The organism is Streptomyces griseorubiginosus (genome assembly GCF_017614965.1).
GTDB lineage: Bacteria > Actinomycetota > Actinomycetes > Streptomycetales > Streptomycetaceae > Streptomyces > Streptomyces griseorubiginosus_B.
In genome coordinates, this window is the sequence record NZ_WVUG01000209.1 from 1 (window position 1) to 15,493 (window position 15,493).

The following is a 15,493-nucleotide window of genomic DNA, read 5'->3' on the forward strand; positions in this document are numbered from 1 at the left end:
GCCCCACCCCCCGGCTGCCCGGCGCACGGCATCGGGCCGGGTGGGTTGCGGCGGCTTTACGGGCCTGAGGCGGAGGACCTGGGGGCCCTGTACGAGAAGCTGCGCAGCGAGCACGGCCCGGTGGCACCCACGCTGCTGCACGAGGACGTTCCGATCTGGGTCGTCCTGGGCCACACCGAGAACATGCACATGGTGCGCTCGCCGTCGCAGTTCTGCCGTAACACCCGGCTGTGGACCGCCCTGCAGGACGGCACGGTCAAGCCCGACCATCCGCTCATGCCGCACTTCGCCTGGCAGCCCATCTGCGTCCACGCCGAGGGCGAGGAGCACCAGCGGCTGCGTGGTGCCGTGACGGGCGCCATGTCGACCATCGACCACCGCGGTATCCGCCGCCACATCAACCGCGCGACCCAGCACCTCGTCAACCAGTTCTGCGAGACGGGCAGGGCCGACCTGGTCAGCCAGTTCGCCGAGCATCTGCCGATGATGGTGATGTGCGAGATCCTCGGCATGCCCGAGGAGTACAACGACCGCATCGTGCAGGCGGCACGTGACATGCCCAAGGGCACCGAGACGGCGATCGCCAGCAACGCGTATCTGATGGACGTACTGATGCGGCTCACCGCCCGCCGCCGGGCCGATCCCCAGGACGACTTCACCAGCCATCTGATCAACCACCCGGCGGGGCTCACCGACGACGAGGTCGGCCAGCACCTGCGCATCATCCTGGTCGCGTCGTACGAGGCCACCGCCAACCTGCTCGCCAACGTACTGCGGGTGGTGCTCACCGACCCGGGGTTCCGCGCCCGGCTCAGCGGCGGCCAGATGACGGTGCCCCAGGCCGTCGAGCAGTCGCTGTGGGACGAGCCGCCGTTCAGCACTGTTCTTCCCTACGTCGCCAAGCAGGACACCGAGTTGGGCGGGCAGCGCATCCGCAAGGGCGACGCCCTCATCCTCGGCATCGCGCCGGGCAACGTCGACCCGCGGGTCCGGCCCGACCTCACGGCGAACATGCAGGGCAACCGCTCCCACCTCGCCTTCGGCGGCGGTCCCCACGAGTGCCCGGGTCAGGACATCGGCCGCGCCATCGCCGACGTCGGCGTCGACGCGCTGCTGACGCGTCTGCCGGATGTCCAACTCGCCTGCGAGGAGGACGAGTTGCGTTGGCGGGAGACCATCTCGAACCGGCATCTGGTGGAACTGCCGGTGAAGTTCGCGCCCAAGCCCCAGCAGGACGTCATGGCGCGCCCCGCGCATCCGCTGGCGTCGCAACAGCGCCCCAGCGACTGGCAGATCGGCACACCCCTGCCCCAGGTGACGGTCCCGGAGCCTCCCGTCCCGGTCATGCCGCCCACGCCCACGCCGGTCTCCATGCCCGAACCGGCCCGCCGGCCGAGCATGTTCCAGCGGTTCCTGCGCTGGTGGCGTGGCGAGTGACCGACCGGCCTGCGAAGGTCACTCGGCCCACTCGTCGTACGACGACCAGGCCCGCAGCACCCGCGGGCTGACGAACCGGTGCTCGCGTCCCGTGATCGGGTCGGTGAACTCCAGCACCCGCGCCAGTAGTTGGAGCGGGCGCCGGAAGTCACCGGCCGCCACGGGGCCGGCCACCACCGGATAGAGGGGATCGCCGAGGATCGGCACCCCCAAGGCGCTCATGTGGACCCGCAGTTGGTGCGTCTGCCCGGTACTCGGCAGCAGCCGGTACCGGGCCAGTCCGTGGCGGTGCTCCAGCAGCTCGATCCGGCTGACGGCGTTGGGCTCGCCCTCGACCTCACGAGCGGCCAGTACCCCGCGCTCCTTGACGATCCTGCTGCGCACGGTGCGCGGCAGATCCAGCCCGGGGTCGTACGCAGCCACCGCCTCGTACTCCTTGCCCACCCTCCGGTCGCGGAACAGGGACTGGTACGCGCCGCGCTCCTCGGGCCGTACCGTGAACAGCACCAAGCCGGCCGTCAGCCGGTCCAGCCGGTGGGCGGCGCCCAGCGTCGGCACACCCAGCTCCCGCCGCAGCCGCGCCAGCGCCGTCTCGGCGACATGGCTGCCACGGGGGGTGGTGGCCAGGAAGTGCGGCTTGTCGGCCACCACCACGTGCTCGTCCTGGTAGACGACGTCGACGGCGAACGGCACCCGCTCCTCGTCGGGCAGCTCGCGGTGGAACCACACGTACATCCCCGGCAGGTACGCCGTCTCGCGTGACACCGGGCGACCGGCGGCATCGACGATCCGTCCCGCGTCCAGCATCTCGTCGATCACACTTGCCCCAGCCGCCAGTCGCGCCACGAGATGATCCCGTACGGTCGCCCAGGCTCCCTCGGCCGGCAACCGCACCCGCACCGGGTCCACCCCGTCGCGCTGCGGCAGGGGAGAGGGCGGGGGCGGGGTCCGGCGTCTCATCATGATCAAGCGTACGAGGTGGCACGGACGGCGATGCGATCAGAAGGGCGGAAACCAGCTGAGCCCCGTCCGGACGAACGCCTGGGCGAATTCGGAATACCGCTCGGTGATCCGTCGAGGCCGGGATTCGCGAATATTTCGTTGCGACAGAAACATGTGTGCGACTCGAAACAGTTGCGAACCGAAACAGTTGAAGACATTCGAGTCAACGGCGGAGCCTGGGCGGCCCGTTGCGTGAAAGCGGACCCCTGGGGGCGCATCGGGGGTGCGAGGTGCGTGACGTGCGCTTCCCGTGGTGGCGCGTACTGAGTGGGGTGTTGTTCGGGGGCGCACACCGTAGGTCGGGTACGCATCAACACGTAGACGCGTGCGCCTTCCCGCGGCGGCGTGCGGCTGGCACAGTTGTATGGCTCGTCCACGTCGTACAAGCGGACTTGGAGCGGCCCGCTCCTTCTGTGGACAGGGCGCGTGGGGTGATGTACGTGGACCAGAGACGGACTGTGGGACGGGCGCTGTCGGCACGGTGTGGTCCAGCAGCGTATGAACGCACGGCCCGGGGGAGGGGCTTGGCGCCGGCGCGTCCGCTGATCTGACGGCCGACCGCAGGGACGTGAACCGGCGCCCGTTCTCCCCGGTGACCAACTCGCCCTCGCCGCTTGGTAGATACATCTGTTACTCTGCCGCGAAATCGCCAACAGGCTGAGACTGCTCCATCCGAGCACTTGGACGAGGTCGTCGACGATACTTCCGACGCCCCCGCACCCGACGGCAAGGCGCGCTCTGATATGTGGCTGTGGTCGGCGACTGCGCATACTCACCTCAGCCCCGATCCGTGCGCCCGTAGCAGCGATCGGAGAAGGCCATGACGGGATATCCTGTCCGAATTCCGGACGATTTCTTGGATCCTCCGTCGTCTTGGCGCTCACCCGAATGAGGTTGACGCGCATCCCTCGGCCGTACATTCAGCGTTGTGATCTGGCCACGGAGAAAATGCACCTTGAGCAGAAACTGGGAGAGATTCATGCCCCAGAACGTCACCATCGAGTTGCCCATACCTTTCCGGCTGAACTCCGGTCTGGCGGCCGCAAGGGAACGTAATCTGCAATGGATGCGCCATCAGGAACTGGTGCTGGGGGAAAAGGCCGCCCAACGCTATGTTTTCTCCGCAGTGGCGGACCTGGCCGCCTACAGCTACCCGGACGTCGAGGGTGATGACCTCGATCTGGCCTTCGACACCATGGGCTGGTTCTTCCTGTTCGACGACCTCTTCGACGTCCCCGCGGGGCACAGGGCCGAGGAAGCCGTAGACGTGTGCCACCGGCTCATCGCCCTCCTCCGCGACCCAGTGCCGCGGGCGGGCAGGCACAGCGCACCACTCGTGAGGGCTTTCGCGGACATCTGGTGCCGAGCCGGGATCGGCATGTCCGAGGAATGGCGGCAGCGGGCCGCACACAACTGGGTGGACTACCTCACGGGAAATCTCACCGAGGAAATCGACCGCCGCACCTGGGTCCCGCAGGACTTCGCCACCCGGATGAGGATCGGCCACCGCACTCTCGGACTGGTGCCGTCGCTGGATCTGGCCGAAAGGGTGGGACACTTCGAGATCCCACAGCTCATCTGGCACAGCAGCCATTTGGAGTCCATGCGACAAGCGGCCGTCGACGCGGTCAAACTCATCAACGAGGTGATGTCCCTGGAGAACGACGACGCGCGGGGCGATCCGAATCTGGTGCACTGCCTTGTACGAGAACGCGACTGCTCCCGGCCTGAAGCCATAGAAATGGCGGTCGCCCTCGTTCAGTCGGCGGTCGCCAGGCTTTTCGCGCTAGCGAAACGGACTCCTCTGTTCTGCACCCGTCTCGGGCTCACGAGCGAAGAGACCGACAAGGTCCGGCGCTATACGAGCGCCATGTTCACGTGGATACGCGGCAGTTATGACTGGAGCCGCATCAACGGCCGGTATTCCCCGTACACGGCCAGCGCCCTGGGCTCGGGTGTGACCGGCCAGCTCCATCCCGCGAACCTCACATCGGTGTCTCCGTAGAAAACCGTTGGGCCCCCGCACCCCCCGCTTGGCAGGATGCCGTGCATGCCGTTCACTGCCGATGTCGTGTTGCCCGACGGGGCCCTCGCTCGGGGGCCGCAGCCTGTGCTTTCCACCGGGGACGGGCTGGTGCTGCGGCCCTGGCGGGGGGAGGACGCGGGGGCTGTGCATGAGGCGTTCCAGGATCCGCTCATGCATCAGTGGCACATCCGGCGCAGTGACTCCGAGGAGGAGGCCGCCGGGTGGATCCGGGAGTGGCAGAAGGAGTGGGAGGGCGAGCGCAACGCCCAGTGGGCCGTGGTTGACGCGGAGACCGACCGGCTGATGGGCCGGGTGGCGCTGCGTGACATCCGGCTCGTCGAGGGACTGGGCAAGGTCGCGTACTGGACCGCGGCGGCGGCCCGCGGCCAGGGCGTCGCCGTCCGCGCGACCAACACCCTGACCCGTTGGGCCTTCGACGAGATCGGCTTCCACCGCCTCGAGCTCCTGCACGCCACCGCCAACCGGGCCTCGTGCCGCGTCGCCGCGAAGACCGGCTTCACCCTGGAGGGCACCAAGCGCCGTGCCGCCTACCACCAGGACGGCTGGCACGACATGCACCTGCACGCCCGCCTGCGCGAGGACAGCGCCTGACCGACGGGCGGTTGCCGGTGCGTGGCACTGCCTCGCGCGAGCCGGAGGGGTGCGAGACGCCTGCTGGACGGGTCCGAGAGCGTGCCGCCCCGCTACACGGCCGCTTCCTGAACCGCCGGCTCCGGTACGGGACCTCCCGCCTCCGACGTCCTGCGGTACGCCCGGTAGGCGGCGCCCGTCAGCAGCGTGGCGGCGAGGAACAGGACCGTGAACCACTGGAAGTACCAGTGGCCGCCCGCCGGGTCGTACACCGCGGCCCGGGGCCAGGCCAGGTTGACGGTCATGGCGAGGCCGTAGAGCAGGGCCAGGGCGTTGACCGGGATGCCCCAGCGGCCGAGTGAGAAGAGCTTCGCGCCCGTCTCGTCGGTGCCCCGCGCGCTGAACTCGCCGCGCAGGCGGCGGATCAGGAGCGGGCCGGTGACCATCGCGTACGCCAGGTACAGCATCACGATGCAGGTGGTGCCGATGGCCAGGAAGGCGTCCGGGGAGGCGAAGTTGAGCAGGAGCAGGGCCGCCGCGAGGACGCCGACCACCACCGCGGGGACGCTGGGCATCCCGGTGCGCGGGTTGACGTGCGCCAGGCGGCGGGAGAAGGGGAGCTGTCCGTCGCGGGCCATGGAGAAGAGCATGCGGCAGGCCGCCGTCTGGATGGCCAGGGTCGCCACCGCGATGGCCACGACCACGTCGGCGAGCAGCACCTTGCCGACGCCGTCGCCGAGGCGGCTGGTCAGGACGTAGCTGAGGCCGTCGACGCCCAGGTGCCCGTCGGTCAGGCTGGGCGCGGCGAGCAGTCCGCCGAGGATGACCAGACCGCCCAGCAGACCCGCGGCGCCGAGCGCGGTGAGGATCGTACGGGGCGCGGTGCGGCGGGGGTTGTGCGTCTCCTCGCTCATCTCACCGGCGCTGTCGAAGCCGATCATCACGTAGGCCGCCGTGAACGAGCCGACCAGCAGCGCGCCCAGCAGGCCGGAGCTCGCCGCGTTCCCGGTGTGGAAGGTGATGCCGGGGGAGCGCTTGGAGTGGGTGAGCAGCAGGACGACGATCAGGAGCGCGCCGATGATCTCGGCGGTCACACCGACCCGGTTGATCACGGACAGCACGCGGTTGTCCACGATGTTCACCAGCGTGGTCAGCACCAGCAGGATCACGCCGAGCACCGCCGCGTTCGCCGCGCCGTCCGTCGACGTCACCGCCGGGTCGCTGCCGACGAGCTGGAAGCCGGACCAGATCGCCGGGAGCACCATCTGCAGGGCCAGAGCCGCCGCCGCGACCACCACGATCTGTCCGATCACCATGATCCAGCCGGCGAACCAGCCGAAGGTGACGTTGGACAGGCGTGTGGACCACTGGTAGATCGCGCCCGAGATGGGGTAGCGCGCCGCGAGTTCGGCGAAGCACGCGGCCACCAGGAGCTGGCCGACCAGCACCGCCGGCCAGGCCCAGAAGAAGACGGGGCCGCCGAAGGCGTACCCGAAGGCGAAGAACTGGAAGACCGTCGTCAGGACGGAGATGAAGGAGAACCCGGCCGCGAAGGAGGCGTACCGGCCCAGGCTGCGGTGCAGTTCCTGGCGATAGCCGAACTCGGCGAGGGAATGGTCGGTTGACGGCACGGCGGCACCTGCCTTCGGCGCGGTTCCTGCGAGCTGATTCCTGTCAGGCGACAGAAATTAGGGACGGCCTGTTTCGCCCGCGTCACGCCGTCGTGTCGGGGGCGGGCCCAAGTCCTCACGCCCTTGCTATGCACAGCCGAACGCGATACATCGTGTGTATTGACGAGTGTCCGACCGTCGCGATATGTTCGTCCACGGATATTCGGCGACGGAGAGATGAGGTGACGGTCATGGCGATGCAGCGCCGAAAGCTCAGCAACCCGCTGGCGCTCGCCGTGCTGGTCACCCTCTGGCAGAAGCCGATGCACCCGTACGAGATCGCCCAGACCCTGCGCAGTCAGGGCAAGGACGCCACCACGAAGATCAAGTACGGCTCGCTGTACACGGTCGTGCAGAACCTGGAGAAGCACGGCTTCGTCGAGGTCGCCGACGTCGAGCGGGCGGGCAACCGGCCCGAGCGCACGGTCTACGGACTGACCGACGCGGGCCGGCAGGAGGCGTCGGAGTGGCTGTCGGACCTGCTGGCCGTCCCGGCCAAGGAGTTCCCGATCTTCGAGACCGCGCTGTCCTTCCTCGCGGTGCTGCACCCCGACGAGGTGGTGCGGCTCCTCAAGGAGCGGCTCAAGAACCTCGAGGTGGAGGCGGTGAGCGGACGGGCGGCGCTGGCGAAGCTGTACGAGACGCTCCCCAGGCTCTTCCTCGTCGAGGTCGAGTACCAGGTGCACATGGTCGAGGCGCAGACGGAATGGGTCCGCGGTTTCCTGGAGGAGATCGAGAAGGGCTCGCTGCCGGGCGTCGACGGGTGGCGCCGCTTCCATGAGACGGGGGAGCTGCCACCGGAGTTCACATAGCCAAACCCAAGGAGACATGAAGGACCCCGGCAGGGCTGTTGCAGCAGCTCCGCCGGGGTCGCGAACCCCGAACTGACTCCGCCGTGCGGCAGGCCAGGCGATCGAGGTGCGGCACACCCAGGATAGCCCGGCGCTGCTCACGCGGATCAGTCGTCATCCGCTCACTCAGGAGAGCAGTCGTCATGAGCAGTACCCATGGCAGTACCCGTGCGCCCGCGGTAGCGGCGCGTCAGCTGATCAAGACCTACCCCGGCGAGGTCACCGCCCTCAACGGCATGGAGATCACCGTCGAACCCGGCACCGTCTTCGGGCTCCTCGGCCCCAACGGCGCCGGCAAGTCCACCACCGTCAAGATCCTCACCACCCTGGCCAGGCCCGACTCCGGCTCCGCCACCGTCGCCGGGCACGACGTGTTGCGCCACCCCGACCGGGTGCGCCGCGCGATCGGCGTGGTCGCCCAGGGCTCCGGCTCCGACCCGGTCGCCACCGGCCGGGAGAACCTCCAACTACAGGGCAGGCTCTACGGGTTGAGGGGCCCCGCGCTCAACGAGCGGGTGGACGAGCTGCTGGAGCGCTTCAGCCTGACCGACGCCGGCCGGCGCCCGGTCAAGGGCTACTCCGGCGGTATGCGGCGCCGCCTCGACGTCGCCCTCGGCCTGGTGCACCGGCCCGAGGTGCTCTTCCTGGACGAGCCCACCACCGGCCTCGACCCCGAGGCCCGCACCGCGATGTGGGACGAGATCGACCGGCTGGCGGGGGAGGAGGGCCTGACGATCCTGCTCACCACGCACTACCTGGACGAGGCCGACCGGCTCGCCGAGCGGGTCGCGATCGTCGACCGCGGCCGGGTCGTGGTGGAGGGCACCCCGGACTCCCTGAAGGGTGAACTGCGCGGCGACGCCGTCCACCTGGAGCTGCGCGAGACGGTCGGAGAAGCCGGCCGCACGCTCCTCGACGGCGCCCTGGGCGGACTGCCCGGCATGCACGAGGTCCTCGTCGACGGCCGCCGCATCAGCGTCCGCGCCGACGACGGGGCAGCCGCCGTACCAGCCCTGCTCGCCGCCCTGGAGCGGGCCGGTGTGGGAGTCGCCGCCGCCACCGTCGCCCGGCCCTCCCTCGACGACGTCTACCTCCGTTACGCCGGCCGCCGTTACTCCGAGGCCGACGCCGAAGCCACCGACCGCCTCGTCCTCGCCGGAGGTGCCCGATGAGCACGGCCCTCTCCCAGACCTGGTACATGACCCAGCGTCAGCTCATGGTGTTCACCAGGCAGCCCGCCTACGCCATCATCACGCTGATCCAGCCGGTGATCTGGCTGTTCCTGTTCGGCAGCCTCTTCAAGAAGGTCGTCGAGCTGGGCGGCTTCGGCACGACCACCTACCTCGACTACCTGGTCCCGGGCGTGGTCGTGATGAGTGCCCTCAGCTCCAACATGTGGGCCGGCATGGGCACGTTGGAGGAGATCCAGCGCGGCACGCTCAACCGGTTCCTGACCACGCCGGTCAGCCGGGCCGCGCTGATGAACGGCAATGTCGTCAACAACGGCCTGGTCACCGCGTTCCAATCGGTCGTCATCGTGCTGCTCGCCCTGGCCGGCGGCGCCGACTACCCCGGAGGCGTGGGCGGGGTGGCGATCCTGGTCCTCGCCTCCGTGCTGCTCGGCACGATCTTCGGGGCACTGTCCAACGCGCTCGGCATGCTGGTGCGGGAGCGGGAGTCGATCATCGGCATCAACACCTTCCTGCTGCTGCCGCTGACGTTCCTGTCGAGCGCCTTCATGGCACCCTCGCAGATGCCCGCATGGATGCGGCACATCGCCGACTTCAACCCGCTCAACTGGGCCATGGTCGCGGGCCGTTCCGCCCTCTCGGAGCACCCGGACTGGGGTGACGTGCTCAGTCGCGGCGGGGGACTGCTGGCGCTCGCCGTGGCGGCCGTGTGGCTGTCGATCAGGACGTTCCGGTCCTACCAGCGATCGGTGTGAGCACGGCGAAGGGGCGGCACCCGGCACGGGTGCCGCCCCTTCGGACGTCTCACGCGGCCGGCGCCGCGCCCTCCTGCTCCGCCTCGATGCGCGCGTTCCACTCCCGCTTGGAGGCCTGCCAGCCGTCCTCGTTGTGGCCGAGACGCCAGTAACCGGAGATCGACAGGTCCTCGCGCGGGATCTGCAGCTCGACCCGCAGCAGTTGCCGCAGCTCCTTCACGAAGTGCGCCTCGCCGTGCACGAACGCGTGCGGCCGGCCCTCGGGGAACTCCAGCGCCCGTACGGTCTCGCACAGCAGCTCGCCGACCGGCCGGTCACCGCGGTGCAGCCAGACGACGTCCACGTCGGAGTCGATCTTCTGCTCCTCCTCGGGACCGGAGACCTCGACGAAGGCGTGGGCGGTGACGCCGCGGGGCAGCGACTCCAGGGCACGGGCGATCGCCGGCAGGGCGCTCTCGTCGCCCGCCAGCAGATGCCAGTCGGCGCTCGGATCGGGGGCGTAGGCGCCGCCGGGGCCCATGAAGCGCACGGTCTCGCCCGGCTGGACCCGCATCGCCCAAGGGCCGGCCAGGCCCTCGTCGCCGTGGATGACGAAGTCCAGGGTCAGCTCGAGGGACTCGGGGTCGAAGGCGCGCACGGTGTACGTCCGGGTCACCGGCCACTGCTCGCGCGGCAGTTCCTCGCGGATGCGCTCCATGTCGAAGGGCTCGGGATAGGTGATGCCCTCGGCCGGCGGGAACAGCAGCTTCACGTAGTGGTCGGTGCAGGTGTCGGCCGCGAAACCGGCGAGAGACTCGCCGCCGAGGACCACGCGCTGCATGTGCGGGGTCAGCCGTTCCGTACGGACGACCTGCGCGGAGTGCGGCTTGCGCGGCCTGCGGGCCGGACGTTCTGCCATGACGGCCTCCCATGCTTCTTGCTTAGGCTTACCTAAGTTAGCATCTCTCCCCTGGGCAACACCTCGATGAGGGCGAGCATTACCAAAACAAGAAGGTCGCTCACGCGCCCAGGGTCGTCAGCAGCCGCTGCAACGAGCCGCCCAGCCCCCAGCGGGCCGCCAGCTCCCGCAGTGCCGCCGCGTCGCGCGGAGCGTGCGGCAGGGCCGTGTCGACGTCCGGCAGCGGAACATCGTCGGCGACCTTGACGACCTTCGGCGCGACAGCGACGTAGGGCCGTGCCTCGTCGAGCCGCTTGCGCTGCGACGGCGTGAGTTTGGCCCGGGGGTCGTCGACCGCGGCCATGATCCCGGCCAGGTCCCCGAACTCGGCGAGCAGCTTCGCGGCCGTCTTCTCGCCGATGCCGGGCACGCCCGGCAGGCCGTCGCTCGGGTCGCCGCGCAGCAGCGCCAGATCCGCGTACCCAGGCCCGTCCACCCCATACTTCTCCCGCAGCCACGCCTCGTCCGTCAGCTGCAGCGTGCCCACGCCCTTGAGCGGGTACAGAACCCGCACCCCGCGCGCGTCGGAGACGAGCTGGTACAGGTCGCGGTCGCCGGTGACGATGTCGACCGGGCCCTTCGCCCGCGCCGTGAACGTGCCGATGACGTCGTCGGCCTCGTACGGCTCCACGCCCACGCGCGCGATGCCGAGCGCGTCCAGGACCGCCTCGATGACGGGCACCTGCGGCGACAGCGTGTCGGGCACCTCCTCCTCGTCCGGGCCCGCCTCGTGCTCCTCGGCGACGCGGTGCGCCTTGTAGGAGGGGATGAGGTCGACCCGCCACTGCGGGCGCCAGTCGGCGTCCATGCAGGCCACCAGATGGTCGGGACGGTGGTCCTTGACCAGGCGGTCGATGAACTCCAGCAGGCCGCGCACGGCGTTCACCGGCGTGCCGTCCGGAGCCTTCACGGACTCCGGGACGCCGAAGTAGGCGCGGAAGTAGAGCGAGGCGGTGTCGAGAAGCATCAGTCGTCCGGTCACGCTCGCATCATGCCGCACGGGACCGACAGTCACCCGCCGGAGAGCAGCCAGCGCCAGCGGGGCCGCTCGGTGACCAGCGCGGCCGCGGCCAGCAGCGTCACCGGGACGGCCGCCCACACCGGCCAGATCCACCACGCCGACGCCACGGCGGCACCCAGCTCCAGCAGCACGAACAGGACCGTGACCCGTCCCGGCACGGCGACGACCACGTTCTCCTTGTCGCCCGGCGTGGAGAGGACGGCCGGAAGGCCGATCAGCACCACCAGGGAGAGCGCCGACAGCGCCCAGGAGTGCGGCCACAGCGCCCAGGGTGTCGCCACCCAGGCCACCAGCTCCGTCGCGAAGCGCACGGCGGACGGGACGGTGTCGTCCGGTCGTTCCACAGTTCCCCCATGATCCGTGTGAAGTGCCGCGGCGGCCCTCCGGTACGAGAAGAATCCGGCCAACCACATAGCGCTACGCCCTCACCCAAGCATGAACGCGGCGTCGGTGCCACAGGCAGTCCAGCTGGTCCCGCCACCGGGCGCACGCAGGGCGCGGCAGCGACGGGGGAGCAGCCGCCCGGCACCCCTTGAATCGCCAACTGCGCGCCCCGTCAAGAGACTTCACTCACCCACCCGCAAGGCCTGATCACAGTCATGATCGCGGTGTGAACGCCCGGCCACGAACGGGAACACAGGGGGGCCGTCGCGCATTGTTAAAAGGGGAGCGACCTCGATGCCGGGCGGGAAGCGGCGGTGGCCGTCGCCCCCGCGCGGCGGGCGCTCCCGTGAGCCGTAGGCGCGCGCCTCGCCCCGGCGCCCGGCCCGGACGGCCGCGCGCCCCCGCCGGCCAGCGTCTTCGTCCCGAAGAAGGAATCCCTGCCCGGTGAAGGCGGGGAACTGGTCTACTGGCGAGAGTTGGCGGATTGACCGCATGCGTTGTTTACCAGTGTGTGACGGGCGCATGAAACGGTTTGCCGAACCTGCGTAAGGTGCAGAGAACTCATCAGGAGTACGGCACACCGGCGGACGAGCGAAGGAGGGAGCCGGAGCGATGGGCGACCACAAAGAGCAGCCCCTGCGCGTGGGCGCGGCCGTGCGGCGCCGCCGTCGCACGCTCGAGCTCACCCTCGCCGTCGTGGCCGAGCGCAGCGGCCTGTCCGTCCCCTTCCTGAGCCAGATCGAGAACGACAGGGCGCGGCCCAGCCGGGCGTCCCTGGAGAAGGTCGCCGACGCCCTGCGCACGACGGCCGTGGAGCTCCTCGCGGCGGCCGACCCGGCGTGCAGCGTCGACGTCGTCCGCGCCGAGGGCGCCGAGCCCCTGCTCGAACCCGCGGTGCGCTCGCTGGTGCGCGGTCACCACCAGATGCACGCCTCGGAGTTCGTCGGCGATCATGACGCCGGCCGTGAATTCCAGTACCGCAACGACCAGTTGATGTACGTCGCCGACGGCGCCGTGGAGATCGAGGCGGAGGGGCGGGCCTACCGGCTCGGCCGCGGCGACACCCTGTACCTGACGGGCGGCGTGCGGCACCGCTGGCGGGCGACCGTGTCGGACACGCGCGTGATCGTCGTCGCGGTGGCCGAGCACATCGAGGCGGTCCGGGACCGGTCGCGCTAGTGCCGCCCCGTGTCGTCTCGCTCGTGCCCTCGCTGACCGAGGCGGTGGCGGTGTCCGTCCCCGGCGCCCTCGTCGGCGTCACGGACTGGTGCACCCACCCCGCGCACCTCGACGTCCCCCGCGTGGGCGGCACCAAGAACCCCAAGCTGGACACCGTCCTCGCGCTCGCGCCCGACCTGGTGATCGCCAACGAGGAGGAGAACCGCGAGCCCGACCTGACCGCCCTGCGCGAGGCGGGAGTCGAGGTCCTGGTGACCGAGGTGCGGGACGTGCCGCAGGCCTTCCGGGAACTGGCGAGGGTGCTGCAGGCGTGCGGAGCCGGATCCCGGCCGCGATGGCTGGAGGAGGCGGAGGAGACGTGGTCGTCGCTGCCCGTGCCGGATGCCCGTACGACGGCCGTCGTGCCGATTTGGCGCCGTCCCTGGATGGTGCTGGGCCGGGACACCTTCGCCGGTGACGTCCTGGCCCGCCTCGGCGTCGACCATCTCTACGCGGACCATCCCGACCGCTACCCCCGCGTCCCGCTCGACGAGCTGCGGGCCGCCGCCCCCGACCTGGTCGTGCTCCCCGACGAGCCCTACCGCTTCACCGCCGACGACGGCCCCGAGGCCTTCCCCGGGGTGCCCTGCGCCCTGGTCAGCGGACGGCATCTGACGTGGTACGGGCCGTCGTTGGCCGAGGCGCCGCGGGCGCTGGGCGAGGCGCTGCGAGCAGCTCGCCGCTGAGCAGACCGCGCGCGGTGTGCACGGCGGCCGTCGCCCAGGCGGCCACGAGCCCGGCGAACAGCCCGAGCGCGAGCCAGTCGTACACGACCAGCCCGGTATGACCGGCCAGCGCCTCGGCGCCCGTCACACACGTGCCGACCGGGAAGGTGAACGCCCACCACGTCATCGCGAACCCCATGCCCTGCCGGCGGGCCCGCACCACCTGGGCAACGGCGAACCCCAGCCACAGCAGCGCGAACCCCATGACCGGCACCCCGTACAGCACGGCGAGGAGCCCGAACCCCGCGCTCAAGGAGGCCGGTACGACGCCGGGTGCGAAGTCCGCGAACCTGCCGACGGCGGTGGTGGACTGCCCGAGGGGGCCCAGCACCAGGAACAGGGAGGGGGTGAGCGCGAGCGGCAGCGGGCCGCCGGTGATCAGCCGGGCGAACACCAGCGGCAGCATCACCAGGGTCGCGAGCAGACTCAGCCCGAACATCGCGAGACAGCCGAGCAGCAGGGTCTCCCGCGGCTGCCCGGGCGGCAGATGCGGCACGAGCATCGGACCCAGCGCGGCGGACACCATCGGCGCCACGACGGGCAGCAGCCACACGGGCGAGGCCTGCCCCGGCCCCACCTTGTGCCGTACGGCCATGAGGTACGGCACCACGACGGCGGCCGCCAGCCCGGTGACCGTACCGGCGGTGAACAGCACGGCGTCCAGGGCGAGCGCGGCCCGTGGGCCGATCCAGTCCCGGCCGACGGTCAGGGCACCGCCGCCGACGGCCAGCAACGCCATGGCGAGACAGCCGTAGAAGGGCGCCGTGGCGGGGTCGAGGAGGTGGGCGCGCGCCTGGTCGCCGTGGTGGGTCCAGTGCAGGGCGCGGGCGGCGAGGAGGGTGCCGAGCAGGCCGAGGGAGAGGGCCCAGACGCCCGCGCAGACGGTCCGCAGACCGGGGAGGTCGAGGGGGAGTCCGGCGCCGGCGGTCGCGATGATCGCGGTGCCCATGACGGTGGCGTACCAGTTGGGTCCGAGGTGACGGACGGCCGTGGCACGCGGGAGGGCCCGGGGGAGTGGCTGGGCTGCGGTGACCATGGGTCCACGGTGGCGCGGGCACGGACCGCGGACCAGGGACCTTGTCTCTATGAGGGCATAAGCTGGTCTTATGGGCGAGGTGGAGGAGCGGCCGGGGGGCGGGGGTCCGCTGGCGCATCGGGTGCCGGATCTCGGGGCGCTGGAGCTGCTGCTGGCCGTGGCACGGCTCGGGAGTCTCGGTGGCGCGGCGCGGGAGATGGGGATCACCCAGCCCGCGGCGAGCAGCCGGATCCGGTCGATGGAACGGCAGCTGGGCGTGGCGCTGGTGGACCGGTCCCCCCGGGGGTCGCGGCTGACCGACGCCGGGGCGCTGGTGACGGACTGGGCGCGGCGGATCGTGGAGGCTGCGGAGGCCTTCGACGCGGGGGCACAGGCCCTGCGGGACCGGCGGGACTCGCGGCTGCGGGTGGCGGCGAGCATGACGATCGCGGAGTATCTGCTGCCGGGGTGGCTGCTGGCCCTTCGGGCGGAGCGGCCGGACACCGCGGTGTCCCTGCTCGCCGGGAACTCCGCCGCCGTGGCGGAGCGGTTGCTGGCGGGGGAGGCCGATCTCGGGTTCGTGGAGGGGGTGAGCGTGCCGGCGGGGCTGGACTCCGCGGTCATCGCGCACGACCGGCTGATCGTGGTGACGGCGCCGGGGCACGCGTGGG

The 15,493-nt window shown here is 70.7% G+C and carries 15 protein-coding genes; 9 read left to right on the top strand and 6 right to left on the bottom strand.

From position 1 onward, the window contains the following. A partial coding sequence (locus GRC12_RS30385) for a cytochrome P450 (RefSeq protein WP_244373987.1) occupies positions 1-1,437 on the top strand: 1,437 nt, incomplete at its 5' end. 18 nt (positions 1,438-1,455) lie between these two features. On the opposite strand, the gene GRC12_RS30390 is transcribed toward GRC12_RS30385, so the two are convergent. Continuing rightward, complete coding sequence (locus GRC12_RS30390) at positions 1,456-2,397, bottom strand: RluA family pseudouridine synthase (protein WP_208782750.1); 942 nt, start codon at positions 2,395-2,397, stop codon at positions 1,456-1,458. Positions 2,398-3,418: 1,021 nt separating this feature from the next. Between GRC12_RS30390 and GRC12_RS30395 the strand changes: the two genes are divergently transcribed. Both GRC12_RS30395 and GRC12_RS30400 read left to right on the top strand, forming a co-directional pair. Continuing rightward, on the top strand, positions 3,419-4,444 hold the full coding sequence (locus GRC12_RS30395; RefSeq protein ID WP_208782751.1) for a terpene synthase family protein: 1,026 nt from the start codon (positions 3,419-3,421) through the stop codon (positions 4,442-4,444). Between the two features lie 36 nt (positions 4,445-4,480). Then, positions 4,481-5,077 (top strand): GNAT family N-acetyltransferase, encoded by a 597-nt coding sequence (locus tag GRC12_RS30400; RefSeq protein ID WP_439959912.1) that lies wholly within the window; start codon positions 4,481-4,483, stop codon positions 5,075-5,077. A gap of 92 nt (positions 5,078-5,169) precedes the next feature. On the opposite strand, the gene GRC12_RS30405 is transcribed toward GRC12_RS30400, so the two are convergent. Beyond that, complete coding sequence (locus GRC12_RS30405) at positions 5,170-6,687, bottom strand: amino acid permease (RefSeq protein ID WP_208782753.1); 1,518 nt, start codon at positions 6,685-6,687, stop codon at positions 5,170-5,172. Positions 6,688-6,917: 230 nt separating this feature from the next. On the opposite strand from GRC12_RS30405, the gene GRC12_RS30410 reads away from it, so the two are divergent. The 3 genes from GRC12_RS30410 (at position 6,918) to GRC12_RS30420 (ending at position 9,522) form a co-directional block, all read left to right on the top strand. After that, positions 6,918-7,538 (top strand): PadR family transcriptional regulator, encoded by a 621-nt coding sequence (locus tag GRC12_RS30410; RefSeq protein WP_208782754.1) that lies wholly within the window; start codon positions 6,918-6,920, stop codon positions 7,536-7,538. 182 nt (positions 7,539-7,720) lie between these two features. Beyond that, positions 7,721-8,749, top strand: a complete 1,029-nt coding sequence (locus GRC12_RS30415) for an ATP-binding cassette domain-containing protein (protein ID WP_208782755.1) — start codon at positions 7,721-7,723, stop codon at positions 8,747-8,749. Further along, positions 8,746-9,522 carry an ABC transporter permease gene (locus GRC12_RS30420; protein ID WP_208782756.1) on the top strand — a complete coding sequence of 259 codons (777 nt, stop codon included), beginning with the start codon at positions 8,746-8,748 and terminating at the stop codon, positions 9,520-9,522. The genes GRC12_RS30415 and GRC12_RS30420 overlap by 4 nt, the downstream gene beginning before the upstream one ends. A 49-nt stretch (positions 9,523-9,571) precedes the next feature. Here the strand turns inward: GRC12_RS30420 and GRC12_RS30425 are convergent, their stop codons facing one another. From GRC12_RS30425 to GRC12_RS30435, 3 genes are all read right to left on the bottom strand, one after another. Continuing rightward, entirely contained in the window at positions 9,572-10,420 is an 849-nt protein-coding gene (locus GRC12_RS30425) for a siderophore-interacting protein (protein ID WP_208782757.1), read from the bottom strand. A 100-nt stretch (positions 10,421-10,520) separates the two neighbouring features. Next, positions 10,521-11,426 (bottom strand): 5'-3' exonuclease, encoded by a 906-nt coding sequence (locus GRC12_RS30430; protein WP_208782764.1) that lies wholly within the window; start codon positions 11,424-11,426, stop codon positions 10,521-10,523. A gap of 44 nt (positions 11,427-11,470) precedes the next feature. Beyond that, positions 11,471-11,824 (bottom strand): hypothetical protein, encoded by a 354-nt coding sequence (locus GRC12_RS30435; protein WP_208782758.1) that lies wholly within the window; start codon positions 11,822-11,824, stop codon positions 11,471-11,473. Between the two features lie 652 nt (positions 11,825-12,476). On the opposite strand from GRC12_RS30435, the gene GRC12_RS30440 reads away from it, so the two are divergent. Next, the gene (locus GRC12_RS30440) at positions 12,477-13,043 is read left to right on the top strand and encodes a helix-turn-helix domain-containing protein (RefSeq protein ID WP_208782759.1); all 567 of its coding nucleotides are present in this window, start codon (positions 12,477-12,479) and stop codon (positions 13,041-13,043) included. 23 nt (positions 13,044-13,066) lie between these two features. Next, positions 13,067-13,768, top strand: coding sequence for a helical backbone metal receptor (locus tag GRC12_RS30445; protein ID WP_308286673.1), 702 nt, complete (start codon positions 13,067-13,069; stop codon positions 13,766-13,768). On the opposite strand, the gene GRC12_RS30450 is transcribed toward GRC12_RS30445, so the two are convergent. Further along, positions 13,680-14,843, bottom strand: coding sequence for a TDT family transporter (locus GRC12_RS30450; protein WP_208782761.1), 1,164 nt, complete (start codon positions 14,841-14,843; stop codon positions 13,680-13,682). The genes GRC12_RS30445 and GRC12_RS30450 overlap by 89 nt on opposite strands. Before the next feature lie 70 nt (positions 14,844-14,913). Between GRC12_RS30450 and GRC12_RS30455 the strand changes: the two genes are divergently transcribed. Continuing rightward, on the top strand, positions 14,914-15,493 hold a 580-nt coding region (locus GRC12_RS30455), incomplete at its 3' end, for a LysR family transcriptional regulator (RefSeq protein WP_208782762.1).